Genomic DNA, 22,253 nt, shown 5'->3' on the forward strand with positions numbered 1-22,253 from the left:
CCATCGGGCCACTGCCAACGGAATCGCCATGTCGCTTCGTTCTCCCCTGTATTCACAACGTTCGTTGGTTATCTCACTGGTTGCCCTGCTGGGCTGCGGCTTCCTTGCCACGTCGCTGCTCAGCTACTACGCCTCCCGTACTTCGATCCGCGACAACATCGTCAACACCGAACTGCCGCTGACGTCCGACACGGTGTATTCGGAAATCCAGAAAGACCTGGTCCGCCCGATCCTGATCTCCTCGATGATGGCCCGCGACACCTTTATGCGGGACTGGGTCGTGGCCGGCGAACGCGACCCGATGCAAATGACCCGCTACCTCAACGAGGTCATGACCCACTACAACGCCTACACCGCGTTCTTCGTTTCCAACACCAGCCTGACCTACTACCAGGCCAAGGGCGTGCTGAAAAAGATCAAGGCCGATGAGCCCCGGGACGCCTGGTACTTCCGGGTTCGCGACATGACCGCGCCCTACGAGATCAACGTCGACCCGGACCTGGCCAACCAGGACAACCTGACCTTTTTCATCAACTACAAGGTCTACGACTACCAGAACAACTTCATCGGTGCTGCTGGCGTGGGCCTGACGGTGGACGCCGTGATCAAGCTGATCGACAAGTATCAGCAGCGCTACCAGCGCAGTGTGTATTTCGTCGACACCTTCGGCCGCCTGGTACTCACCGGCGCCGAGGGTGGCCCCGGCGGGGCCCGCAGCGGCCAGTCGCTGAGCGAGCTGCCGAGCATGCAGGAACTGCACGCCAAGCTGCCCAAGCCCCACAGCGGCAGCTACGAATACTCGGCCCAGGGCCAAGGGCATTTCCTTAATGTGCGCTTTATTCCCGAGCTGAACTGGTACCTGTTCGTCGACAAGCGCGAAGACGGCGCCCTCAGCGAAATCCGCCAGTCGCTGTACCTCAACCTGCTGATCTGCCTGCTGGTGACCCTGGTGGTGATCGCCTTGCTGGCCCGCGTGGTGCGCCGTTACCAACGCAAGATTGAAGCCCAGGCGACCCTCGACAGCCTCACCGGGCTGCCCAACCGCCGCGGCTTCGACCTGCTGGCGGCCCAGGCCATACACGAGGCCGTCCGCGAACCCAAGCCCCTCAGCGCCCTGCTGCTGGACCTGGATCACTTCAAGCGCCTGAACGACACCTACGGCCACCTGGCCGGCGACCAGGTGCTGACCGGTTTCGCCCGGGACCTGGAGAGCTGCCTGCGCCAGTCGGACATTGTCTGCCGCTGGGGCGGGGAAGAATTCATCATCCTGCTCAAGGACACCGACAGCGCCACGGCCCTGAAGATTGCCGAGAAGATCCGCCTGCTGACCGAACAACGGCACTATGAGTACGAAGGGCAGTCCCTGCGCCTGACCGTCAGCATCGGCTTGACCACCCTGCAAGCCGACGACACGCTGCACAACCTGCTGTCACGCGCCGACAAGGCGATGTACCGTGCCAAACAGACCGGCCGTAACCGCACCTGCGTGGAAATGCCTCACTCCAGCTATGAATAAACCCGACCTCTGCCCCGCCTGTGGTGCCCGCAACGACTGCACCCTGGCCGACCCGCGCCGCGCCAGCCAGGCCTGCTGGTGCTACAGCGTGAGCATCGACCCGGCCGTGCTCGAAGCGCTGCCTGCGGCGCTGCGCAACCTGGCCTGCCTGTGTCCGCGCTGCGCCCAGGTCGAGGCACAGTTGCAGGCAGCGGCCAAGCCGATCCCGTAAGATGCGCGCCCCTTCCAAATACCGCCGACAGCCATGCGAGTAGACCGTTTCTTCAGCAACCTGCCGCGCTTCAACCGACAACAGGTGCGCCTGCTGCTGGTACAGGGGCGGATCAGGATCGATGGGCAGGTCGTCAGGGACAGCCGCGCCGACGTCACGGAATTCAGCCGGGTCGAACTCGACGCCGAGCTGCTGCAGGAGGCCAAGCGCGCCCGCTACTTCATGCTGCACAAACCCCAGGGTTGCGTCAGCGCCACCCAGGACCCCGAACACGCCACGGTGCTGGACCTGATCCACGAGCCGGACAAACACGAGCTGCACATTGCCGGGCGCTTGGACTACAACACCACAGGACTGATGCTGATCACCAACGACGGCCAGTGGTCCCGGCGCCTGACCCAGCCGCAGACCAAACTGCCCAAGCTCTACTACGTGGAAACCGAACAGCCGCTGGGCCCGGAGTACATCAGCACCTTCGCCCAGGGCCTGTACTTTGCCTACGAAGACCTGACCACCCTGCCCGCCGATCTGGAAATCCTCGGCCCACGGTGCGCTCGGCTGAGCATCGTTGAAGGGCGCTATCACCAGGTCAAGCGCATGTTCGGCCACTTCGACAACAAGGTGCTGCGCCTGCATCGTGAACGCATGGGCCCGTTGGTGCTGGACGCGAACCTGCAACCGGGCGAGTACCGGGCATTGACCGAAGGCGAAATCCGCCAAGTCTGAAACTGCCGCGACTGCGCACGTCGCAGGCGCCAGAAATGACCACTGGGCAGAACCTGCCGAACAATTTGTCCAAGGCACTTGCAGGTTGGTCGCGGCCCTGCTTGAATCAGACCGTCGGCCAAAATGTGACCGATGAGTCACCACCATACTTCTAAGAAACTTTTTGCCGGCAGTGAGCCCTCAGGCTCCGCATTCCCGCCAGCAGATCGCCCGCCTATAACAACACCCGTCGACCTGCCTTATCGGATCGACATGGGCTCCCAGATTCCAGGCGTATGCCTACCTGTCACAAAGCCCGCGCACACTCAGTTGCGCGCATACCCGCTTGCCAGGAGTCTTACGACATGAGGCCAGAAATCGCTGTGCTGGATATACAGGGTCAGTATCGGGTTTACACGGAGTTCTATCGCGCAGATGCCGCAGAAAAGACCATCATTCTGGTCAACGGCTCGATGGCCACTACTGCGTCTTTTGCCCAGACCGTGAAAAACCTGCATCCGCAATTCAATGTGGTGCTCTACGATCAGCCCTACGCGGGCAAATCCAAGGCTCACAACAAGCATGAAAAAATGCTCACCAAGGAAGTCGAAGGGCAGATCCTCCTGGAACTGATCGACCACTTCGCCGCTGAGCACGTGATGTCCTTTTCCTGGGGCGGCGCGCCCACCCTGATCGCCCTGGCGCATCGCCCGCGGCGTATCGAAAAGGCCGTGATCAGCTCCTTCTCGCCGGTGATCAACGAACCGATGCGCGACTACCTGGAACGCGGCGTCGACTACCTGGGCAGCCGTGATGGCAATCGTGTCGGCCACCTGGTCAACGACACCATCGGCAAACACCTGCCGTCGTTGTTCAAGCGCTTCAACTACCGCCACGTCAGCAGCCTGGCGGAGCACGAATACGGGCAGATGCATTTCCACATCAGCCATGTGCTCCACAGCGATCGCCTGTGCTACCTCAAGGCGGCCAACAGCATCGATGTTCCGGTGTTGTTCATGAACGGCGAATGGGACGAGTACACCGCTGCCGATGACGCCAAGCTGTTCGCCAATCATGTGCAGAACTCCAGCTTCAGCACCATCCAGGCGACCGGTCACTTCCTCGACATGGAACACAAATCCGCTTGCCGAGACAGTCGCGACGCCTTGCTGGGGTTTCTGAAACCGGCCAGGCACGAAAGCCGTTCGCGGTATCAGTACGTCCAGGACCACCATGCATTGGCGCTCTGAAATGAGGTCATCGCGGGCAGCCTTGCGCTGCTGAGAATCCGCTGTTTTTTCCAGCAACAGGGTTTGTCCGCGATCGACTGCAACGCCTGCTGTTTTCCTGCCTGTCAGCCTGCCCCGCCTCTGCGTGCCCAACGCCCGCCGTCGACACCCTCCCCTGCCCGCGCGTCCCATTCCACACGCGCAAACGCACGCCACACAAAGAAAAACTTCAAATCCACGCTCACATCTGGTACAAAGTCAGCCGTTCGAGCGGGTGTCGTATAATGGCATTACTCCAGCTTCCCAAGCTGATAACGAGGGTTCGATTCCCTTCACCCGCTCCAGTCCATTTCAAATCCAGCGTCAGGATGCAATGACGAGGGATGCAGCACAGATAAAAGCCGGTCCAATGGACCGGTTTTTTTATGCCCGTCATTCGGCCATGGCTCCTGCCGCAACCCATATCACTGCCGAGAAAACCTCGGGCTGCGTCGCGACAACGCTTGTGTGCAAAAAAAACGGCCCTGGGCTTTCGCCCAGGACCGCGTTCAGTGGTTGCCCCCTTGTTGCCACCCGGCTCCTGCCGGGCATGGGCTTTTTTACCAGCCCGCCACTGTCAGTTGGCTGAACCTGAATTCGATGCAGCGCTGACCGCAAGCCGATTGCAGGCAAAAAACCGGCCACTGAGTGCCGGTTTTTATCTCGCTGGCACCGCCTCAGGTCTTGATCAGCAAGCCCTGGCCGGTCGGTAGGCTGGCAATGGCCACGCCCATGTTCGCCGCCCACTCATCCATGCCCTCTTTCTGCGGTTGGTAGCCATAGAAGGCGTAGTCATCGAGCAGCACGATCGCCCCAGGGACCAGGCGGTCCCACAGGTAGTCCAGGGCCGCGACTTCCGGTTGGGTGCAGTTGAGGTCGATGTGCAGGAACGCAATGCGCTGCGCGTCGATCTGATCGAGGGTCCCGGGAATGCTGCCCTGAATCAGGATCGCCCCTGGCCACTCGGCGAAGTTCTGCTGCACCGCTTCGAAGTTGGTGGTGTAGAAACCCGACGCGATCTCCTTGCGATTGCGCTCGGCCACGCCACCTTCCACTTCGGCATCCGAGAGCGAGCTTTCATCCAGACCGGCAAAGGTGTCCAGCAGGAAGAAGCGCTTGCCACTGTAGTTCCAGTCCAGGTCATGCATGATCGCCGAGCTCAGGAAGCCGCGGTTGACCCCGCACTCGACAAAATCACCCTGCAGCTTGAACGCGGTTCTCGCCGCCCACAGGCCCATGTGCACGCGCCAGAACCATTGATAGTCGGCACCCGCCGCCTTCACCCCACGGCCATACGCCGCCATGTAGGTGGGGTCGATCATAAAGTCATGGTTATGCCGGGACGCCAGGCCATCGTAGTGATAGGTGTCGGCGATCTTCGGCATCAGGGGGTTGTGGGTGGTCTTCTCCACATAGCGGGCATTGCCCTTGTAGGCACGCCCCTCGTTAAGCCCAAAACGCAGATAGTGCTGCGCCGGATCAAGGCCGGCCGCCTTAACATCCGGGTGCAGGTGCAGGTAGTGCTCGGCTGAAAAATCGTCGGGGAGCGACATGGATTATCCCTATCTAGCGAGTGGAGTGGCGCCGGTGACTGACGTAGGGCAAGCGCCCCAGGCACGCAGAATACAGGCAAGGCTCGGCGCACTCCATCAGCGCGCACGAACCTTTACTCCAAACCGTTGGGGATGAGCCTCTAACGAGTCAGGCCAGGCCGATCAGCCCTCCAGCGGGTTGATCTGGCGCCCAGCCTGCAAGGCCTTGGCCATCTGCAGGTGAGTCTCCAGCTTGGGCAGGGTTTCCTCGGCAAAGGCCTTGAGTTCAGGCACCTCGCTGGTTTGCGCCTGCTGCTGGATCTGCTCGATGGCCTCTTCGGTGGCCTTGACCTGGCTGGCGGCATAGGCCGCGTCAAAACCTTCGCCTTCCGGCACCTGGGGCATCATCGCCTTGGCCTTGCTGGCCACCTCTTCCCGAGGGGCCACGGGCAAGTCGAGCTTCTTGGCGATTTTGGCCAGGTGCTGGTTGGCGGTGGTGCGGTCGTTGATCACCTGGATGGTGTAATCCTTGACCTCTTTGGAAGAGGTTTTCTGATGAGCCTGGCGACTGGCTTCAATATCAGCCATGGCCTGGGCCGACGCTTCGTCGATAAAGGCCGCAGGCGACTGGGCGAACGCGCTGCCGGCACTCAAGCCCAGCAACAGCGCCAAGGCTGTACGGCACAAGGACGGGCTCCACGAGTGGGAGTTTCTGGAGTCGGTCATGATTCTCTTCCTCTTGGCCATTGGGGCTGCAACACGCAACACCCGCATGGACTGGGAAACGCCCAACCGGAAAAGGTTTAGAAAAACCGCCTCCGACACGACGAACGGCCCCTGGCCTGTCGCCGTCGATCAGCCTGATGTTGGCTCGCTGTAGCGTTGTTTCGCTGCACGCTTGGCGGCATACATGGCGTCATCGGCATGCTTGAACAACTGCTGCTCCTCAACCCCGTGCTCAGGGTAAAGCGCCACGCCGATGCTTGGCAGCACGCTCAGCAATTGCCCCTCCAGACGCAAAGGTTCGCTGAGCACATGGCGCACTTTTTCGGCCACGATGCCAGCGTCCTCGGGCTGTTGCAGGTTCTCCAGAAGAATCACGAACTCGTCACCGCCGATACGCGCCACAGTGTCGGTGTCGCGCACGCAACGCTTGAGCCGACTGGCCACAGCCTGCAACAACAGGTCGCCCACGCCATGGCCGAAGGTGTCGTTGACCTGCTTGAACTGGTCGAGATCGACATACAGCAAAGCCATACGCCCAGACTCACGCCGAGCCTGGACCAGGGCACGCCGGAGGCGCTCCTTGAGCAGCTCGCGGTTGGGCAGTTGGGTCAGTTGGTCATAATCGGCCAGGTATTGCAGCCGCGCATGCAGGCGTTTGCGCTCGATGGCCGTGGTCAACTGGGCCCCGACAAAATACAGCAGCTCTTGGTCCTGCTCGGTGTAGCACTGATCCCCCGAGGTGCTTTTGACGATCAGGGCGCCGATGGTGCCCTTCTGCGAATTGAGCGGCACCCCCAGCCAACAGGGGCGGCAGCCGGCCTCGTCGAGCGGCTGCGCTTCGGGCTTGAGCAGCACCGGCAGACCGCTGCGCAGCACTTGGTCACAGAGCTGGCCGGTAACGCTGTCGGCGTGGTCCGGACGGGTTTCGCTGTCATCCACATGGTAGGGAAAGCTCAACTGCTGGCAGTGCTCGTCGTACAGCGCCACAGAGAAATTCAACGCGGGCAGCCACTCGCCAATGATCCGGTGAACCCGCTGGAACAGCGCCAGCAAATCCTCGGTGGCATTGGCCGCCTCGGAGATGGCGTACAACGCTGCCTGCTTCGACTCCGCCTGCTTACGCTCGGTGATGTCCCTGGCCACGGCGATTCGCAACTGGTCGACCTCGGACCAGCGCGCCGACCAGAGAATATGGGCCACCCGCCCGTCCTTGCGCAGGTAACGATTCTCGAAGTTGGGCATCGGCGCCCCGGCCATGATTTCCCGAGCCGCCTGCAGGGTGCGCTGGCGATCCGCCGGGTGCACCAGCTCGATCATCGGCCGGCGATCAATTCCTCGGGGGTGTAACCGAAGATCCGCTCGCAGGCGGCACTGACAAAGACAAAACGGCCCTGCGCATCCACCGCACACACGGCATCCAGAAGCAGGTCGATAAAGCTGGCCAGGGGTGCGGAGTTCTTGCTTGCCATCGGGAAAAGAGACTGCCCATGAAAATGATGCACGAGTATCAATCCCTGACGCAGGTCCAACGGTGGTCACCGTTGACGGTTCGCGGCCGCCGCCCTGCGGCCGCTGTATGCCTTGATGAGAGGCAGGAGATTCTGCACGATTGCGCCCGGCGACCACCAGCGGCGTTCGTCAGGCCGAGCGCGAACCTAGTGGAACAGCCCCCTAAACGGGGATAACGGCTAGAGGCTCTGGAACCCCTGGGGCAGGACATAGCGCTGGCCATCATAACGCAAGGTGGTCAGCACCGGCTTGGCGGTCACGCTGCGGGACTGGCATTGCTCACCCTGGCCTTTGCCCGTGGTGGTGAGAGTGACCGAGCGCACGATCAGGTCGGCATAACCGTGGCTGCGGGTCTTGGCGATGTCCAGGGTACGGGTGGTTTCCGTGCGTTCGCCGGCGCAGTTACCGTCCCATTCGCCGCTGTAGGAATAGGCCAAGAACTTGTCCATTACCGGGCGCAGGTTCTCGCCCTCCCGCACATAGAGGTTCAACGAGACTTGATCCATGGGGTTGACCCGGGACGAACCCTTGAACGAAGCACGCACGCCAAAGGCGCGGACCTGTGGGGCCAGTTGATAGCGCCCGGTGTCGAGGGTCAGGCTCTCCAAACCCACGGCGTCGGACATAAAGGCCGACGGTTGCTGGTAGCGGGCCAGGGTCTTGCCGCTGGCGCTGTCCACCAGTGCCAAGCGGAGGTCATAGAGGCCGTCGTCCGAGGCATTGCCCAGAACGGGGTCGGGCTGCAATTCGGAGAGCACGGTGAGGGTTTGCCCAGGGAACGCCGGCCAATCCTTGCACAGCGCATAACCCGGCAGGGTCTGCGTGCGTTGCGGGGCCTGGCACTCGGCAACCGCCTGGGACGCGCTCGTCCACAGCCCGAATACGGCCAAAGAAGCGATCAAAGGGGATGGGAGGTTCATTCACGGCTCCTTGTGATGGCGCGGCAGCGCACGCCTTTGAGGGCGCACTATCCTCCGCGATCACGCGGCGTTCAACCGTCCGTGAAGAGCAATCGGTATCAGCGAAACCAAGCCGCCCGATGCGGGCAGCTTGATTGGGGAAAGTTGACGCTGTGACTGACCAACCCGTGACAGCGCCAGAAGGCGAGCGGTTAAAACGCGCTGCGGAAAATCTCTTCAATCTGCCGCTGGTCCGCCGCCCGCGGGTTGGTCAAGCCACACGCGTCCTTCAACGCGTTGGTGGCCAGGACCGGAATGTCCTGCAGCTTGGCACCCAGTTCACGCAACCCGGCGGGAATTTCCACGTCCTTGGCCAAGGTACGAATGGCGGTGATCGCCGCTTGCGCGCCCTCTTCCGGGCTGAAGCCGCGAATGTCGGCGCCCATGGCATGGGCCACGTCCGTCAACCGATCGGCACACACCATCGCGTTAAAACTCTGCACATGGGGCAGCAGCACGGCGTTGCACACGCCGTGGGGCAGGTCATAAAAACCGCCCAACTGGTGCGCCATAGCGTGCACAAACCCCAGGGACGCATTGTTGAACGCCATGCCCGCCAGGAACTGCGCATACGCCATGTTTTCCCGCGCCACCAGGTCGCTGCCATCACGTACGGCTTCCCGCAGGTTGTTGCTGATCATGCCAATGGCCTTCAGCGCACAGGCATCAGTGATCGGGTTGGCTGCCGTGGACACGTAGGCCTCGATTGCATGGGTCAAGGCGTCCATGCCGGTGGCGGCGGTCAGTCCCTTGGGCATGGCCACCATCAGCGCCGGGTCGTTGACCGACAGCAGGGGCGTGACGTTGCGGTCGACAATGGCCATTTTCACGTGGCGCGACTCGTCGGTGATGATGCAAAAACGGGTCATCTCGCTGGCAGTGCCGGCGGTGGTGTTGATGGCGATCAGCGGCAGTTGGGGTTTGCTGGAGCGGTCGACACCTTCGTAGTCGCGGATATGCCCGCCGTTGGTGGCACACAGGGCAATGCCCTTGGCGCAGTCGTGGGGCGAACCGCCGCCCAGGGAAATCACGAAGTCGCACTGGCCTTGCTGCAACTGCGCCAGGCCCTGCTCGACGTTGTCGATACTCGGGTTGGGTTTGGCGCCGTCGAACACCAGGCTGTCGATGTCCTGCATGGCCAGCTTTTCGGCCACCATGCTCGCTACCCCAGCCTTGGCCAGCCCAGCGTCGGTGACAATCAGCGCCTTGCGGAACCCGTAGTTGCGGATCGCGATCATCGCCTCGTCGAGACAGCCGTTGCCCATGATGTTGACGGCGGGAATAAAGAAGGTGCTGCTCATGGAAAATCCTCTTGGCTGACGCCGAATCTGCGAGGCCGATTCAGCAAACGCGCACAGGATCGACCCATCAGTCAGCCTCGATCTTGATCTGGCTCAAGGGTCTGTCGTGATAAAGTCTGCGCCCTGCAACCCTCTGCCTTGAGACGACAACACGCGATGACGGATTTCCAGGAATTTGATGCCAGCCTTGAAGACTGGACAGCCTTGCGCACCCGCCTGCCGGTTGCCGGTCTGCTGATCGGCAATGGCGCCAGCCGCGCCATCTGGGAGGACTTCGCCTATGACTCGCTGTTCGAGAACGCCCGCACTGTCGAGGAGAAGCCCCTCAGTCCATCGGAGCTGGCGGTGTTCGACGCCCTGCAAACCCGCAGTTTCGAACAGGTGCTCGGCGCACTGAAAACCACCAGCCGGGTCAACAAGGCCCTGGCCGTCAGCTCGGCGGCACCGCGCAACCGCTACTACGCAATCAAGGAAGCGCTGATCAACACGGTGCACGCGGTGCATATTCCCTGGCGCTTGGTGGATACCGCCAGCCTGGCGCAGATCGGCCAGGAACTGAGCCAGTACCGCACGGTGTTCAGCAGCAACTACGACCTGCTCAACCACTGGGCGATCCAGCAGGAAGGCGGGTCCATCAGCGACCTGTTCGAGGGCGAGGATGGGCGCTTCGAGATCGCCGCCAGCCACACCGACAAGACCCGCATGCTCTACCTGCACGGCGGCCTGCACCTGGTGCGCAACCTGGACGGCAGCGCGCGCAAGCTGGGCTCCATCGAGGGCACCCTGCTCGGCAGCTTTGCCATCAATAACACTCTGAAGACCCTGGACGACGTGCCGCTGTTCGTCAGCGAAGGCCCGGTGGCGGACAAGCTCAAGACCATTCGCAGCTCCGACTACCTGTCGTTCTGCCACCAGCAACTGCTGGAGTACAGCGATGCCCTGTGCATCTTCGGCCACCACCTGGGGGAACAGGACAGCCACCTGGTGCAAGCGATTCGCCAGGCGCCGACCAAGACTCTGGCCATCTCCATCACCCCGCGCAACGCGGCCTTTATCCAGCACCAGAAACGCCATTACGCGAAGCTGTTCGCGGGCCTGGACATGACCCTGCATTTCTTTGATGCCAAGAGCCACGCCCTGGGCCGTGCGGACCTGGCGGTACCAGTCGAACGCTGATCGGGCGCCCTGAGCCTCTGCTGCAAGGCACCACGCCGGTGGTGCCTGTTTTCACGGGGCCGCCAAGGCCAGCGTCAGAGCGCCGGAGCGGTCTTGTCCTTGACTTGGGTGCTCGGGCCATTGGCCTTGACGCTGGCGATGCCTTTGTCCCGGGCGGCGTCCGAGGTGTACGACTCGCTGCTGCCGATCACCTGATGATTGCCGGCCTTGAGGTTGAAGTACGGGTGGCCGTCCTTGGTGGTTTTCTTCTCATAACGCTCGTCCAGCGGGCTGTTGGCCTGCACCGAGGCGATGCCGTTCTCGGCGCTGCTGCGGGTGTCGTACAACTCGCTGGTGAGAATGGTCTCGGCATTGGCCGCCTTGAGCACAAAGCGGAACTGACCCGTGCTGCTTTTTTTCAACTCGTACCATCCAGACATGATGTAACTCCTGTGGGTTGATCGGGCATTGCGTGCGCTTTGACAGTTAAGACGCTGTGGGCGGTTTAGCCACCTGGGCCACGGCACCCGGTACGCCCCTGAGCAGCAGGCTGACCGAGGCCCAAGCCGCCAGCGAAGCCAGGGCCAGGAAACCCATCACCGCCCGATAACCGTTGAGAAAGGCGCCCTGGATATCGTCCACCGGGGTGGCGGAGAAGTGGTGGTACAAACCCACCCCCAGGGCCAGACCCAGGCCGCCGCCGACATTGTGCAAGGTCATCAGCGAGCCCATGGCCACCGAACCCACGTCCTCGGGCACCGAAGACATCCCCAGCACCGTCGAGGGGCCGAGGATGCTGGCCCAGCCCAGGCCCATCAGCACAAAGGCGACCAGCAGGTAGGCCAAGGAAGTCTGACGATCGAAGCCAACCTGCAGCAGCGCTGAAAGGACAAACAACAGCAACCCGGTCTTGATCAACAAAGCCGGCCCCTGGCGATCCACCCAACGCCCCACCCACGGCGAGAGCAGCGCCACACCGAGGGTGGTGGGCAACAACAGCAATCCGGCCTCTTGCACGCTGGCGCCACGTATCAGGGCGAGGTACAGGGGCATGACGAAAAACGCCACGCAATAGAACAGCGCCAGGCCGAAACTGGCCACGACGCCGGCGACAAAGCGCCGGTTGGCAAACAAATGCAGATCAATGATGGGGGCTACGACGCGCTGTTCGACCCGGACAAACCCTGCCAGGGCCAACAAGGCCAGCGCGCCCAGGGCCAGGGTCGGCAACGCGGTCCAACCCCAGGCCGCGCCCTGGACGATCACCAGCACCAGGCTCGGCAGGCCAATCAGCAGCAGGATCACCCCCAGCCCGTCCAGCCGGGCATTCGCCTGCGCCGCACGGGACTCATCGACGCTGAAGCTGCAGATGGCCAGGCTCAACAACACAAAGGGCACATTGATCAGGAAGATCCACAGCCAGCCGAAAACACTGGTGATCACCCCGCCCAGCACCGGGCCGACGGCCAGGCCCACGCCATTGACCCCGAACAGCACGCCAAAGGCCTTGCCCTGTTCGGCGCTGTCAAAGGTGCTGGCGACAATGGCCCCCGAGGCGGTGTAGAGCACCGCACAGGCCAGGCCCTGGAAGACCCGGGCGACGATCAGCCACTGGATCTGGCTGGCCAGCCCGGCGCCCAGGGACGCCAGGCCAAAGACACTGAGGCCGATAAACAACACGCGCTTGCGGCCATGCAAGTCGGCCAGGCGCCCCACCAGCACCATGAAGCTGGACAGAGCCAGGATAAAACCGTTGATCACCCATTGCAGGCTGTCCACCGAAGTGCCCAGGTCCGCCTGCAACGAAGGCAGTGCGGTGTTGACGATGGTGAAATCCACACAGCCGAGGAAACTGGCAATACTCACGCCGAACAACGCCCAGTGCTTGCGTTGCTGTTGCGTCACCCCCCCCATGGACACTCCCTTGTCAGCCCCAGATAAACCCTGGTTTGACGGCAAACGCCGCCACCTGATCTTCACCTTATTCAGCCAACTAGAGCCTGTGAAATACCCTTTGCCTCTAAACGCCAAACTTAAAAACGTATGCAAAGGCCTGTATCAGCCCTTGCCCCGTCCAACGCCCTTGGCCCCAGCCCGCAGGAAATCCCCCCAACGCCGCACCAGGTAATTGTGCTCATCCATCACCGAGTTCCACACCGCGATGTGCCCCATGCGCTGCTCATAGGAGCCGCCATCGCGGGTTTCGCCCCGATCGATCAGCGGTTCGCCATCGCTGCCCAGCAGCTCTTCCCGGGCTGGCTTGCCGGCGTACCAGTAATCCCATTCGGCACTGCTCAGGTGGTCGCGGCTGCGCGCCGGGTTGCCGATGTAATAGCCCTGGCGCGCCATCACCGCACCGGGCCAGCCCGACAGCCACCAGTTGAGGTAGGCGTAGGCCGCGTCCAACACCGGGCCCTGGGCATGGCGCGACAGCGACAAGCCGCCGAACCAGGCGCGATAACCCTCGCGGGGCACAGCCAGGCGGTATTTGACCCCGGCCCGATGCAGGCGCATCAGGGTCGGCGACCATAGACTCTGAATATCGATGCTCGGGCTGAGCATCAGCTGTGCGGCTTCTTCATCGTCCGACCAAAATGCCGCGAAATGCCCCTCGCGCTGTTTACGCACCAGGATCTCGGCCAGGCTGTCGATCTCTTCGATGCACAGGTTGCCGATGTCCTTGAACGACGCCAGCCCACTGCCCTGGGTGGCCAGGGCCGCGTCCAGAGCGCCGATCGCCGCATCGCTTTGCAGGGCGATGCGCCCGCTCCAGGCCGGGTCGAGCAACCAGCCCCAGCTTTCGTTGGCACTGGAAAACCCGGCCGGCAGGCGCTCCGGGCGATAGGCAAAACTGTCGGCATTGTGGGTCAGGGGCAACATGCTGATGCGCTCGCTGACCGTACTGCCGAGGCTGCCGTCGTGCTGCACGAACAGCCGCTCGCTGGGTACGCTGCCACTGCCCAGGCGGTCGTTGGCCGACAACCGTCCGCGTTTGGGCAGGTCGTTGATTTCATGCCACAGGGCAATGCGCCGGGTGTCGATGGGCTGGATGGCCCGGGCCGGCCAGACAAAATCGACGTTGTGAAACCACTGGTCGTAGAGGTCGTAACTGTCCGGTTGCATCACCGCGATGCGTTGCGCCTGTTCCACATCGTGCACTTGATAGACCAGGCGAATGCCCAGCTCCTGCTCGGCCCGCAGGCGCAGGGATTCAAGCAAGGTGACCGAAGTGCCGAGGACACGCAAAGTGATCGGTTGGGTTGGCGCCATCAGGCACACTCCCCGCTGGCCGGGGCAAAGCTGCGGGCGAAGACCTCGAAGGAATGACGCAATTGCTCGGGCGACAAACCCCGCAGGATAAACACCAGTCGCGAGCGCCGATCATGACCGGGCCACTGGGAAAGATGCACGGGAGCATGCAGGCAATGCTGCACGCCATGGATAACGATGGGGGCCTGGCTGGCGTTCACGTTGAGCAGTCCTTTGACGCGGAGAATGCGTTCGCCGTGGCATCTTAGCAGCATCGACAACCAGACTCCGAAGCCGACCCAGTCCAGGGGCCGATCGAACTCCAGGCAGCAGACTTGCGCCGCGCCGTGCTGGCTGGCGGCCTGTTCCCGTGGCCGATGCAACTGCCAGCGCGCCACTTCCCGGTCTGGCGTGGCGCTGCGCAAACCCTCCCCCAACAGCAACTGATCGCCGCTTTGTACCGCCTGGGTCAGCAACAGCGGCGCGCCGGGGTTCAGCGCCTGCAAGCGCTCACGCAAACGGGCCTGGGCGCTGGCGTCCACGCAGTCGGCCTTGCTTAACAACAGGCGATCCGCGGCAGCCACCTGGGCCAGCCATTCGGGGTGCAACCGCTCCTGCAACTCGGCGTGGCTGGCATCCACCAGGGTCACCACCAAGCCGATGTGCACCCGCCCACGCAACTGCGGATCGTTGTTCAGGGTGGCGAGGATCGGCGCCGGATCGGCCAGGCCCGTGGTCTCCAGGATCAACCGGCGAAAGGGCGGAATCTCGCCCCGACTGCGGCGCGCCAAAAGCCCAAGCAAGGCGTCTTTCAGCTCACCGCGAATCGAACAACAGACACAGCCACTGGGCAGCAGCACCGTGTCCGGTGCCACCTCTTCCACCAGCAAGTGGTCGATGCCGACATCGCCGAATTCATTGATCAGCAGTGCGGTGTCCCCCAGGCTCTCGCCTTGCAGCAAACGGTTGAGCAAGGTGGTCTTGCCGCTGCCGAGAAACCCGGTGATGACGTTCAGGGCAATACTCATAAACCGTGCTCCAGATGGCTGAGGATCTGCGGATCCAAAGGGTCCAACGGCCGCCCGAGCATCGACTCGGCCTGACCCCAGAGTTGCTCCAGGCTGCTGGCCAGTTCCTGGCGGCCGGTGGCGCCAAGCAACAGATAGGAAGCGCCATGCACGTCCTCGACCTTGAGCCGGAACGGCGCCAATACCCGGTTGATCGCGGCGATCCGGCGCAAGCGCTCCCGGCGCCGGGGCCATTCATCGCCCAACGGATCGCTCCAATGCACATCCTCACCCAGCAGCCCGCAGAGCCCGCACATGTTCAGTCCTCCTTCATGGCATGACGTCGCCGGAGTTCGGGCCCAGGGTCTGGCCGACAAACAGGTTGCCCCCAGGCTCGCTGGCCAGCAGCACTGCCGTGGGCGCCACTTCATCGGCCAGGCCGAAACGCCCCAGAGGCAGCTCGGCAGCCTTGGCGACTTTCCAGGCGCTGCTGATGCCTGCCACCAACGGCGTCTCGATCGGCCCCGGGGCGATGGCATTGACCAACACATTGTTCTTGGCCACTTCCAGGGCCAGGGACTTGGTAAAACCAATCACCCCGGCCTTGGCCGCCGCGTAATGGGTCAGCTCGGCGCCGCCCTTGATGCCCAGTTGCGAGGCGACGTTGATGATCCGTCCCCAACGCTGGGCCAACATGTGTGGCAAGGCGCGCTGGCTGGCGACAAAGACGCTGGTGAGGTCGACCCGCAACATGTCGTTCCACATTTCGATGCTCAGATCAACACAGCGCGCCTGGGTCAGCATGCCGGCGTTGTTCACTAGAATGTCGATGCCGCCGAAGTGTTCGACACAGGCATCGACCCCCGCCTGGGCGCCTTCAACGCTGCCGACATCAGCCACGCATTCGACGACTTCGGCGCCCAGGTCACGGCAGGCTTGGGCGCTCTCGGCAAGGCGCGCGGGGTCGCGGTCGGCCAGTAGCAGGCGCGCCCCCTCCACGGCGTAAGCCCGGGCGATGGCGGCGCCAATACCGCTGCCGGCGCCGGTGATCACGGCGCGGCGATTAGCCAGTTGTGGCATACAAGACTCCTTTGAATATTGGCCCCTGTAGGAGCCGGCTCGCTGGCGATGACAATCCCCTGGACGCCATCGCCGGCAAGCCGGCCCCAACAAAAGGCGATGAGGTTAGTCAGGCCAGCGCACAGTCAGGCCGCCGTCGATAATGATGCTCTGCCCGGTCAGGTAGCTGGACTCGTCGCTGGTGAGAAAGCGCACCAGTGACGCCACTTCATCCGCACGCCCGACCCGTCCCAGGGGGATGGCCTTGGCCGCCTTGGCCAGGCCCTCGGGGCCCAGAGAGTTTTGGCTGTCCAGGGATTGCGGGGTTTCGATCAACCCCGGAATCACCGCGTTGCAGCGAATCCCCTGCCCCGCCAGTTCCACCGCCAGCGAGCGGCACAGCCCGGGCACGCCGGCCTTGGCAGCGGCGTAGTGGGCATGGTCCTGCCAGCCATAGACACCGCCGGCAATCGACGAGATCGCCACCAGGGCACCGCCGTCCCCCATGTAGCGCACAGCCGCGCGGAAGGTGCGCATCACCCCGGTGAGGTCGACGTCGAGCATGGCGTTCCAGGCCTCGTCGGTCATCTCCAGAAGCGGCGCACGGCGCAGCAAACCGGCATTGGCCACGGCGTAATCCAGGCGGCCGAAGGTGTTGAACGCCTGCTCGGCCAGGGCATCCACCGAACGCGTGTCGGTGACGTCCAACGGCAACATCAGGCACTGGCCGCCCACCGCTTCCACCAGGCTGCGGGTGGTTTGCGGATCATGGGGGTCGGCCGGGAAATACCCGCCGGCCACCGCCACGCCACGCTGGGCATAGGCCACAGCCAGGGCCTGGCCGATGCCGCTGGCGGCACCGGTAATCAAAGCAACTTTAAGGGTCATGACCGGCAATCCTTATTTCACGGTTTCAGGACGAACATGGCGGGCAGCGAACATCAAGGCGCCCGACAGGAAGCAAGGCAGCGCGCCGAAGTACAGGGCCGACGTCTGCCAATCGCCACCGGCGGACAGCACCTGGGTGGCACCGAAACCGGCAACCACTGCGCCGATCGGACCCATGGCATGGATGATCGCGCCGCCGGTGGCGCGGATGCTGGTGGGGAAGCTTTCGCTGATAAAGAACAGCGCCGCCGAGTACGGGCCGATCAGGAAGAACAGGCCCAGGCTGTAGAGGCCAACCACCATTGGCATATTGCTCGGGCCGTAAAGCATGCCGGCAAACGACAGGCCGCCAAGCATCCAGCCCAGGCCGATCACGTTGCGCCGGCCGATCTTGTCGCCCATCCAGCCGTGGCTCAGGTAACCGCAGTAACCCACCAGGTTGGAGAGCACCAGGATGATCAGCGAGTTCTCGAACGAGATGTGGTGCACGCTGACGATCACCGACGTGCCGAGCACGCTGAACACTTGGATCGCCGCCCAGTTGAGCAGGATCGCCGCGCCAATCACCAGGGTCGCGCGCCGCGCCGGGCCACGGAAGGCCGCCGCCAGGCCGGCCTTGCTGTGTTCGTCGTAGTCCACGCCGTAGGTGGTGGCCACCGCTTGCGCTTCACTGACCGCGCCGCTTTTGCGCAGCTGGGTGATGCGCTGGTGAATCTGGAACTGCGGGCTCTCCTTGAGCTTGCGCGCCATGATCGCGATGACGATCGCCGGGATCGCGGCAAAGATGAAACAGCCCTGCCAGCCGATGATTGGCAGCAGCACTGCGGTCAAGCCGGCGGCAATCAACGCACCGACCGGCCAGCCGCCCTGCACCAGGCTGTAGATGAAGCCCCGGCGCTTGGCCAATTTCGGGTCATCGGAGGCCGCGTACAGTTCGCTGAGGTAGGTGGCGTTGACTGTCTCCTCGGCGTAACCCAAACCGCCCAGGGAACGAATCAGGATCAGCGGCGACTTGCCCCAGGCCCCGCCGATGGCGGTGAGCGCCGAGCAGATGGCCGAGCCGCTGACGGTGAAGATGATCCCCATGCGCCGGCCCAGCTTGTCCACCAACGGGCCGATGGCCAGGGCCACGACGGCGGTGCCGACCGCGACCCAGGTGGCGATTTCGGCCTGCTCGACCTCGCCCCAGCCGAAGTGCCGGCCGATTTCCGGCAGCAAGGTGCCAAACAGAATGAAGTCGTACACCGCAAACACCCAGGCGAAAAACGCGATCCAGGTGGCAAAGCGCACTTGGGCCGGGGTCAACTGCTGGGGTTTCCAGCCAGTCAGGTCAAGCTTGTTATAGATAGACATGAATCGCGCCTCGATAAGGTAGCGGTGATCAGCGGTTACGGGGGGTACGGCGGATAAAGTCGTCGGCGATCTCGTCGAAGGTGACGAAGCGCACGCCGGCATGGCTCTGGATGTGCTCGATCAAGCGCTCGAGCATCAGCAGCACTTGCGGGCGGCCAGACACGTCGGGATGGATGGTCATGGTGAACACCGCATGCTCGTGCTCGCGGTAGACCCAGTCGAACTGGTCGCGCCACATTTCTTCCAGGTGACGCGGGTTGACGAAACCGTGGCTGTTGGGGGCCTTCTTGATGAACATCATCGGCGGCAGGTCATCCAGGTACCAGTTGGCCGGGATCTCCACCAGGTCAGTTTCCTGGCCGCGCACCAGGGGTTTCATCCAGGTGTCGGGGTGCTGGCTGTAGTCGATCTTGGTCCAGCTATCGCCGACCCGCACGTAGTACGGGTGGAAGTCGTTGTGCATCAGGCTGTGGTCGTACTTGATGCCCTTTTTCAACAGCAGCTCGTTGGTCACCTTGCTGAATTCCCACCAGGGCGCGACGTAGCCGGTGGGGCGCTTGCCGGTGACCTGGGTGATCAGCTCGATGGATTTATCGAGGACGATTTCTTCCTGTTCGGCGGTCATCGCAATCGGGTTTTCGTGGCTGTAGCCATGCACGCCGATTTCATGCCCGGCATCGGCCACGGCCTTCATCTGCTCGGGGAAGGTTTCCATCGAGTGGCCCGGAATAAACCAGGTGGTGCGCAGGCCGTAACGTTCGAACAGTTTGAGCAGGCGCGGCGCACCAATCTCGCCGGCGAACAGACCGCGGGAGATGTCGTCCGGGGAATCTTCACCGCCGTAGGAGCCGAGCCAGCCGGCCACAGCGTCCACGTCGACACCAAATGCACAAAGAATTTCTTTAGCCATGAGCGGCCTCCAATGGTTACGTGTTGATGGAACAAGGTGTTCGGAAACTCAATCGCGCAGCAGCGCCGCCTCCACCGACAGCGCGGCCCGCAGCACGCGCGCGTCCTCGCCCTGGGGCAGGCTCAGCAGCAACCCGGTGGGCAAGCCCTGGGCATCACGGCCGCTGGGCAGGGCCACGCCGGGCATGTCGAGAAAACTGCCGGGCATGGTCAGGCGCAGGGTGGCCAGGTTGGTCCGGGCAAACAGCTCGTCGTCGTGCTCCAGGGGCGCCAATGGCGGCGCCACATGGGCCACGGTGGGCGTGATCAACAGCGCGCCGTCCAACTCGTCCAGCACCCGCTGCTGCAACAGCAGGCGAGCCTCGTACAGCTTGAGCAGTTGACTCGCGGGCATCTGCCGCGCGGCTTCCAGGCGCCGCCGTACCCGAGGATCGAGGCGCTGGGCCTCGGCACTGTCGAGCAACGGCTGGTGCAGGGCGAAGGCTTCCGCGGCGCCCAGCCAGCCGTGGTCCTGAATCAATTGCAGGGTGGCCTGCCAGCTCGCCAGCGGCTGCAAGTCCAGCAGCGCCCCGGCGTCCCGCAGACGCTCAATGGCCTGCATCAGGTTGCCCCGCACCGCAGGCTCGACCCGCGGGTCGTCCAACAACGCGCTGTCGACCCGGAACCGTTGCCCCGCCAGGCTGCGCACCGGCGGCGCCTGGCGCGGGTCATGGCCATGCAGCAACTCATCGATCAACCAGGCATCACGCACGCTGCGAGTCAGCGGACCGAGGCTGTCGAGGCTGTGGGCCAGAGGGAACACACCATCCCGACTGTAGCGCCGCGAACTGCTGCGAAACCCCACCAGACCGTTAAAGGCCGCCGGGATGCGAATCGAACCGGCGGTGTCGGTACCCATGGCGATCGGTACGATGCCGGTCGCCACCGCGACGGCGGAACCGGCCGACGAGCCACCGGGGATACGCGGCTGCGCGTCGCTGTGGGGGTTGATCGGGGTGCCGAAGTGCGGGTTCAGGCCCAACCCGGAATAGGCGAACTCACTGAGGTTGGTCTTGCCCACACTGACCATTCCGGCCCGGCTCAAGCGCCCCACACAGTGAGCATCGAGCAGCGCCGGCGGCGCGTCACGGCGAACCTCAGCGGCGGCGGTGGTGACACTGCCGGCGACGTCGAACAGGTCTTTCCAGGCCAGTGGCACGCCGTCGAACAGGCTCAAGGGCTGCCCATCGCGCCAGCGCGCAGCGGCGGCCTCGGCTTCGCGGCGGGCTCGGGCCGAACACAGGCTGATGAACACATGCTCGGACCGGGCGGCCTGCTCCAGTGCATGTTCCAGCACCTGGACCGGGTCGCTGCGCCGTTCGGCAAAAGCACTGGCCAAAGCCGTGGCATCGAGCGATGGGTAAGGGTTCATGGGGCAACTCCGGAAACCAATAAAACGTATCAAATATTAAAATGTACATTTTATACAGAGCAGAATCCGTGCCATAGATCGCGCCTCCGACTTCTTCAGCCAGGGCAAGACAGGACGGATTTGTTCAGGAATAGCGGGATAGATAGGTTGAAGCAGGACGCCAGCAATGCAGCGAAAATCTGAAGGGTTCGTCAGAAAGGCCTGACTTTAAATAATGTATCTTTCAATAAAAGGTACATTTTAGTGCAAAAAGGTAACACTCCCGCGCCAGCAAGCCCCACGACAGGGCATGAAAACGTGGCCCGCAGTGACACCGGACAACTGTGAGAGAATCCCCGGCCACCGCCGAAAAGCCCCAGAGGAACCGATGAAAGCAGTCTCAGCCGAGGACCCGCGCACCGCGTCGCGCTACGCGATGATCCGTCAGGTATTACGGGACGCGATCATCCAGGGCACCGCCCTGCAAGGCCTGGTCTTGCTGGAAGCGCCCCTGGCCGAGCTGTTCGGCACCAGCCGGGTACCGGTGCGCAAGGCCCTCAACCTGCTGCACGACGAAGGCCTGATCAGCCGTTTCGATGGCCGCGGTTACCTGATCAACCCAGAAGGCCTGGCCATTGAGCCGCTGCGCCTGCCTCTAAGCCATGCCCACCTGGGCCTGGACAGTGGCGACGAGCTGGTGGATACCCGGCCATTGGGGGAACGGATCTACGAAGAAATCGGCAGCGCGCTGTCGACCTGCATTGCCTTCGGCCATTACCGCCTCGACGAGCAGGCTGCCGCCGAGCATTACGGGGTCAGCCGCGCGGTGGTGCGCGAAGCGCTGATGCGCCTGCGTGATCGTGGCCTGGTGGAAAAGGAACCGTACTCGCAGTGGCTGGCCGGGCCGCTGACCGCCCGCGAAGTCACCGAGGACTACGAACTGCGCGCCTGCCTGGAGCCCGAGGCGTTGCGCCAGAGCGCTCCGGGGCTGAGCCGCGAGGTACTGGAGGCGATGCTGGAGCGGGTGAGCGAGGCGCAACAGGCCGAACATTGCAGCCTGGAAGACATCGAACGGATCGAAGAAGACCTGCACCAGCACTGCCTGAGCGGCTTGCAGAACCGCAAGATGGCGGCACTGATTCGCCAGGCCCAGAGCCCGATGATCATCAGCCGGATTTTCTATCGCCTGCTGGGGATTGGCGCCGACCCGGCGATGCTCGCCGAGCACCGGCTGATCCTCGAACTGCTGTTGCACGGTGCCTTCGACGCCGCAGCGCTGAACCTCAAGGAACACCTGCAACGGCGCGGCAACGAATGTTGCAGCGTCTGAAAGTGCTGTCCGTGGTCCCCGAACAAACCCTGCCCGCCTTCCTCAGCAAAATCAGCTAACCCACCCCTGTAGGAGCTGGCTTGCCAGCGATAGCGCCCGCAAGAGCGGCGCAAGGCTCAGGGCCGGCTCCCACAAAAATACACTCGACAGCGTGTGCGGCCGTTTGCCTGTAGGAGCTGGCTTGCC

Annotated in this window: 19 protein-coding genes, 1 tRNA gene and 2 pseudogenes; 7 read left to right on the forward strand and 15 right to left on the reverse strand. The window is 63.1% G+C overall.

Annotated features, from left to right (window positions below):
• The first annotated feature begins 28 nt into the window (after positions 1 to 28).
• The 5 genes from M1B35_RS23755 to M1B35_RS23775 all read left to right on the forward strand — a co-directional run bounded on the left by M1B35_RS23755 (position 29) and on the right by M1B35_RS23775 (position 4,005).
• The gene (locus M1B35_RS23755) at positions 29 to 1,516 is read left to right on the forward strand and encodes a sensor domain-containing diguanylate cyclase (protein WP_268263259.1); all 1,488 of its coding nucleotides are present in this window, start codon (positions 29 to 31) and stop codon (positions 1,514 to 1,516) included.
• The gene (locus tag M1B35_RS23760) at positions 1,509 to 1,727 is read left to right on the forward strand and encodes a cysteine-rich CWC family protein (protein ID WP_268263260.1); all 219 of its coding nucleotides are present in this window, start codon (positions 1,509 to 1,511) and stop codon (positions 1,725 to 1,727) included. Before M1B35_RS23755 ends, M1B35_RS23760 begins: the two co-directional genes overlap by 8 nt.
• A 33-nt stretch (positions 1,728 to 1,760) precedes the next feature.
• The gene (locus M1B35_RS23765; protein WP_268263261.1) at positions 1,761 to 2,453 is read left to right on the forward strand and encodes a 16S rRNA pseudouridine(516) synthase; all 693 of its coding nucleotides are present in this window, start codon (positions 1,761 to 1,763) and stop codon (positions 2,451 to 2,453) included.
• A gap of 344 nt (positions 2,454 to 2,797) precedes the next feature.
• Entirely contained in the window at positions 2,798 to 3,682 is an 885-nt protein-coding gene (locus tag M1B35_RS23770) for an alpha/beta fold hydrolase (protein ID WP_268263262.1), read from the forward strand.
• Positions 3,683 to 3,931: 249 nt separating this feature from the next.
• Positions 3,932 to 4,005, forward strand: a tRNA-Gly gene (locus M1B35_RS23775).
• Positions 4,006 to 4,377: 372 nt separating this feature from the next.
• On the opposite strand, the gene M1B35_RS23780 is transcribed toward M1B35_RS23775, so the two are convergent.
• The 5 genes and pseudogenes from M1B35_RS23780 to yiaY form a co-directional block, all read right to left on the reverse strand.
• A complete protein-coding gene (locus M1B35_RS23780; RefSeq protein WP_268263263.1) occupies positions 4,378 to 5,253 on the reverse strand; it encodes a TylF/MycF/NovP-related O-methyltransferase in 876 nt (291 codons plus the stop codon).
• A 162-nt stretch (positions 5,254 to 5,415) separates the two neighbouring features.
• Positions 5,416 to 5,958, reverse strand: coding sequence for a DUF4142 domain-containing protein (locus tag M1B35_RS23785; protein WP_123336344.1), 543 nt, complete (start codon positions 5,956 to 5,958; stop codon positions 5,416 to 5,418).
• 129 nt (positions 5,959 to 6,087) lie between these two features.
• Positions 6,088 to 7,427 (reverse strand): annotated as a pseudogene (locus M1B35_RS23790) (diguanylate cyclase domain-containing protein).
• Positions 7,428 to 7,646: 219 nt separating this feature from the next.
• Positions 7,647 to 8,387 (reverse strand): PA3715 family protein, encoded by a 741-nt coding sequence (locus tag M1B35_RS23795; RefSeq protein WP_123336348.1) that lies wholly within the window; start codon positions 8,385 to 8,387, stop codon positions 7,647 to 7,649.
• Between the two features lie 191 nt (positions 8,388 to 8,578).
• Positions 8,579 to 9,727, reverse strand: coding sequence for an L-threonine dehydrogenase (yiaY, locus tag M1B35_RS23800; RefSeq protein ID WP_123336350.1), 1,149 nt, complete (start codon positions 9,725 to 9,727; stop codon positions 8,579 to 8,581).
• Positions 9,728 to 9,883: 156 nt separating this feature from the next.
• Between yiaY and M1B35_RS23805 the strand changes: the two genes are divergently transcribed.
• The gene (locus tag M1B35_RS23805) at positions 9,884 to 10,903 is read left to right on the forward strand and encodes a DUF4917 family protein (RefSeq protein ID WP_268263264.1); all 1,020 of its coding nucleotides are present in this window, start codon (positions 9,884 to 9,886) and stop codon (positions 10,901 to 10,903) included.
• 74 nt (positions 10,904 to 10,977) lie between these two features.
• Here the strand turns inward: M1B35_RS23805 and M1B35_RS23810 are convergent, their stop codons facing one another.
• The 10 genes from M1B35_RS23810 to M1B35_RS23855 form a co-directional block, all read right to left on the reverse strand.
• Positions 10,978 to 11,322 carry a YegP family protein gene (locus M1B35_RS23810; protein WP_268263265.1) on the reverse strand — a complete coding sequence of 115 codons (345 nt, stop codon included), beginning with the start codon at positions 11,320 to 11,322 and terminating at the stop codon, positions 10,978 to 10,980.
• Positions 11,323 to 11,368: 46 nt separating this feature from the next.
• A complete protein-coding gene (locus M1B35_RS23815; protein ID WP_268263266.1) occupies positions 11,369 to 12,796 on the reverse strand; it encodes an MFS transporter in 1,428 nt (475 codons plus the stop codon).
• Between the two features lie 144 nt (positions 12,797 to 12,940).
• Positions 12,941 to 14,152 (reverse strand): ABC transporter substrate-binding protein, encoded by a 1,212-nt coding sequence (locus M1B35_RS23820; RefSeq protein ID WP_123336358.1) that lies wholly within the window; start codon positions 14,150 to 14,152, stop codon positions 12,941 to 12,943.
• Positions 14,152 to 15,159: a CobW family GTP-binding protein gene (locus M1B35_RS23825; protein ID WP_123336360.1), complete on the reverse strand. Its 1,008-nt coding sequence runs from the start codon at positions 15,157 to 15,159 to the stop codon at positions 14,152 to 14,154. The genes M1B35_RS23820 and M1B35_RS23825 overlap by 1 nt, the downstream gene beginning before the upstream one ends.
• The gene (locus M1B35_RS23830) at positions 15,156 to 15,455 is read right to left on the reverse strand and encodes a hypothetical protein (protein ID WP_123336362.1); all 300 of its coding nucleotides are present in this window, start codon (positions 15,453 to 15,455) and stop codon (positions 15,156 to 15,158) included. The genes M1B35_RS23825 and M1B35_RS23830 overlap by 4 nt, the downstream gene beginning before the upstream one ends.
• Positions 15,456 to 15,468: 13 nt before the next feature.
• Positions 15,469 to 16,218 (reverse strand): SDR family NAD(P)-dependent oxidoreductase, encoded by a 750-nt coding sequence (locus tag M1B35_RS23835; protein ID WP_268263267.1) that lies wholly within the window; start codon positions 16,216 to 16,218, stop codon positions 15,469 to 15,471.
• A 105-nt stretch (positions 16,219 to 16,323) separates the two neighbouring features.
• The gene (locus M1B35_RS23840; RefSeq protein ID WP_268263268.1) at positions 16,324 to 17,085 is read right to left on the reverse strand and encodes an SDR family NAD(P)-dependent oxidoreductase; all 762 of its coding nucleotides are present in this window, start codon (positions 17,083 to 17,085) and stop codon (positions 16,324 to 16,326) included.
• 12 nt (positions 17,086 to 17,097) lie between these two features.
• Positions 17,098 to 18,438 (reverse strand): MFS transporter, encoded by a 1,341-nt coding sequence (locus M1B35_RS23845; protein ID WP_123336368.1) that lies wholly within the window; start codon positions 18,436 to 18,438, stop codon positions 17,098 to 17,100.
• 28 nt (positions 18,439 to 18,466) lie between these two features.
• Positions 18,467 to 19,348 carry a polysaccharide deacetylase family protein gene (locus M1B35_RS23850; protein ID WP_123336370.1) on the reverse strand — a complete coding sequence of 294 codons (882 nt, stop codon included), beginning with the start codon at positions 19,346 to 19,348 and terminating at the stop codon, positions 18,467 to 18,469.
• A gap of 48 nt (positions 19,349 to 19,396) precedes the next feature.
• Positions 19,397 to 20,758 carry an amidase gene (locus M1B35_RS23855; RefSeq protein WP_268263269.1) on the reverse strand — a complete coding sequence of 454 codons (1,362 nt, stop codon included), beginning with the start codon at positions 20,756 to 20,758 and terminating at the stop codon, positions 19,397 to 19,399.
• 367 nt (positions 20,759 to 21,125) lie between these two features.
• Here M1B35_RS23855 and M1B35_RS23860 point away from each other — a divergent pair.
• Positions 21,126 to 22,126 (forward strand): annotated as a pseudogene (locus M1B35_RS23860) (GntR family transcriptional regulator).
• The last annotated feature ends 127 nt before the right edge of the window (positions 22,127 to 22,253 follow it).

The sequence above is a fragment of the Pseudomonas morbosilactucae genome, from assembly GCF_023241665.1.
GTDB lineage: Bacteria > Pseudomonadota > Gammaproteobacteria > Pseudomonadales > Pseudomonadaceae > Aquipseudomonas > Aquipseudomonas morbosilactucae.

Excerpts from the sequence above, each read along its gene's own strand:
- M1B35_RS23755 (WP_268263259.1), top strand. The coding sequence starts at position 29 with ATGTCGCTTCGTTCTCCCCTGTATTCACAACGTTCGTTGGTTATCTCA.
- M1B35_RS23760 (WP_268263260.1), top strand. The coding sequence starts at position 1,509 with ATGAATAAACCCGACCTCTGCCCCGCCTGTGGTGCCCGCAACGACTGC.
- M1B35_RS23765 (WP_268263261.1), top strand. The coding sequence starts at position 1,761 with ATGCGAGTAGACCGTTTCTTCAGCAACCTGCCGCGCTTCAACCGACAA.
- M1B35_RS23770 (WP_268263262.1), top strand. The coding sequence starts at position 2,798 with ATGAGGCCAGAAATCGCTGTGCTGGATATACAGGGTCAGTATCGGGTT.
- M1B35_RS23780 (WP_268263263.1), bottom strand. The coding sequence starts at position 5,253 with ATGTCGCTCCCCGACGATTTTTCAGCCGAGCACTACCTGCACCTGCAC.
- M1B35_RS23785 (WP_123336344.1), bottom strand. The coding sequence starts at position 5,958 with ATGACCGACTCCAGAAACTCCCACTCGTGGAGCCCGTCCTTGTGCCGT.
- M1B35_RS23795 (WP_123336348.1), bottom strand. The coding sequence starts at position 8,387 with ATGAACCTCCCATCCCCTTTGATCGCTTCTTTGGCCGTATTCGGGCTG.
- yiaY (WP_123336350.1), bottom strand. The coding sequence starts at position 9,727 with ATGAGCAGCACCTTCTTTATTCCCGCCGTCAACATCATGGGCAACGGC.
- M1B35_RS23805 (WP_268263264.1), top strand. The coding sequence starts at position 9,884 with ATGACGGATTTCCAGGAATTTGATGCCAGCCTTGAAGACTGGACAGCC.
- M1B35_RS23810 (WP_268263265.1), bottom strand. The coding sequence starts at position 11,322 with ATGTCTGGATGGTACGAGTTGAAAAAAAGCAGCACGGGTCAGTTCCGC.
- M1B35_RS23815 (WP_268263266.1), bottom strand. The coding sequence starts at position 12,796 with ATGGGGGGGGTGACGCAACAGCAACGCAAGCACTGGGCGTTGTTCGGC.
- M1B35_RS23820 (WP_123336358.1), bottom strand. The coding sequence starts at position 14,152 with ATGGCGCCAACCCAACCGATCACTTTGCGTGTCCTCGGCACTTCGGTC.
- M1B35_RS23825 (WP_123336360.1), bottom strand. The coding sequence starts at position 15,159 with ATGAGTATTGCCCTGAACGTCATCACCGGGTTTCTCGGCAGCGGCAAG.
- M1B35_RS23830 (WP_123336362.1), bottom strand. The coding sequence starts at position 15,455 with ATGTGCGGGCTCTGCGGGCTGCTGGGTGAGGATGTGCATTGGAGCGAT.
- M1B35_RS23835 (WP_268263267.1), bottom strand. The coding sequence starts at position 16,218 with ATGCCACAACTGGCTAATCGCCGCGCCGTGATCACCGGCGCCGGCAGC.
- M1B35_RS23840 (WP_268263268.1), bottom strand. The coding sequence starts at position 17,085 with ATGACCCTTAAAGTTGCTTTGATTACCGGTGCCGCCAGCGGCATCGGC.
- M1B35_RS23845 (WP_123336368.1), bottom strand. The coding sequence starts at position 18,438 with ATGTCTATCTATAACAAGCTTGACCTGACTGGCTGGAAACCCCAGCAG.
- M1B35_RS23850 (WP_123336370.1), bottom strand. The coding sequence starts at position 19,348 with ATGGCTAAAGAAATTCTTTGTGCATTTGGTGTCGACGTGGACGCTGTG.
- M1B35_RS23855 (WP_268263269.1), bottom strand. The coding sequence starts at position 20,758 with ATGAACCCTTACCCATCGCTCGATGCCACGGCTTTGGCCAGTGCTTTT.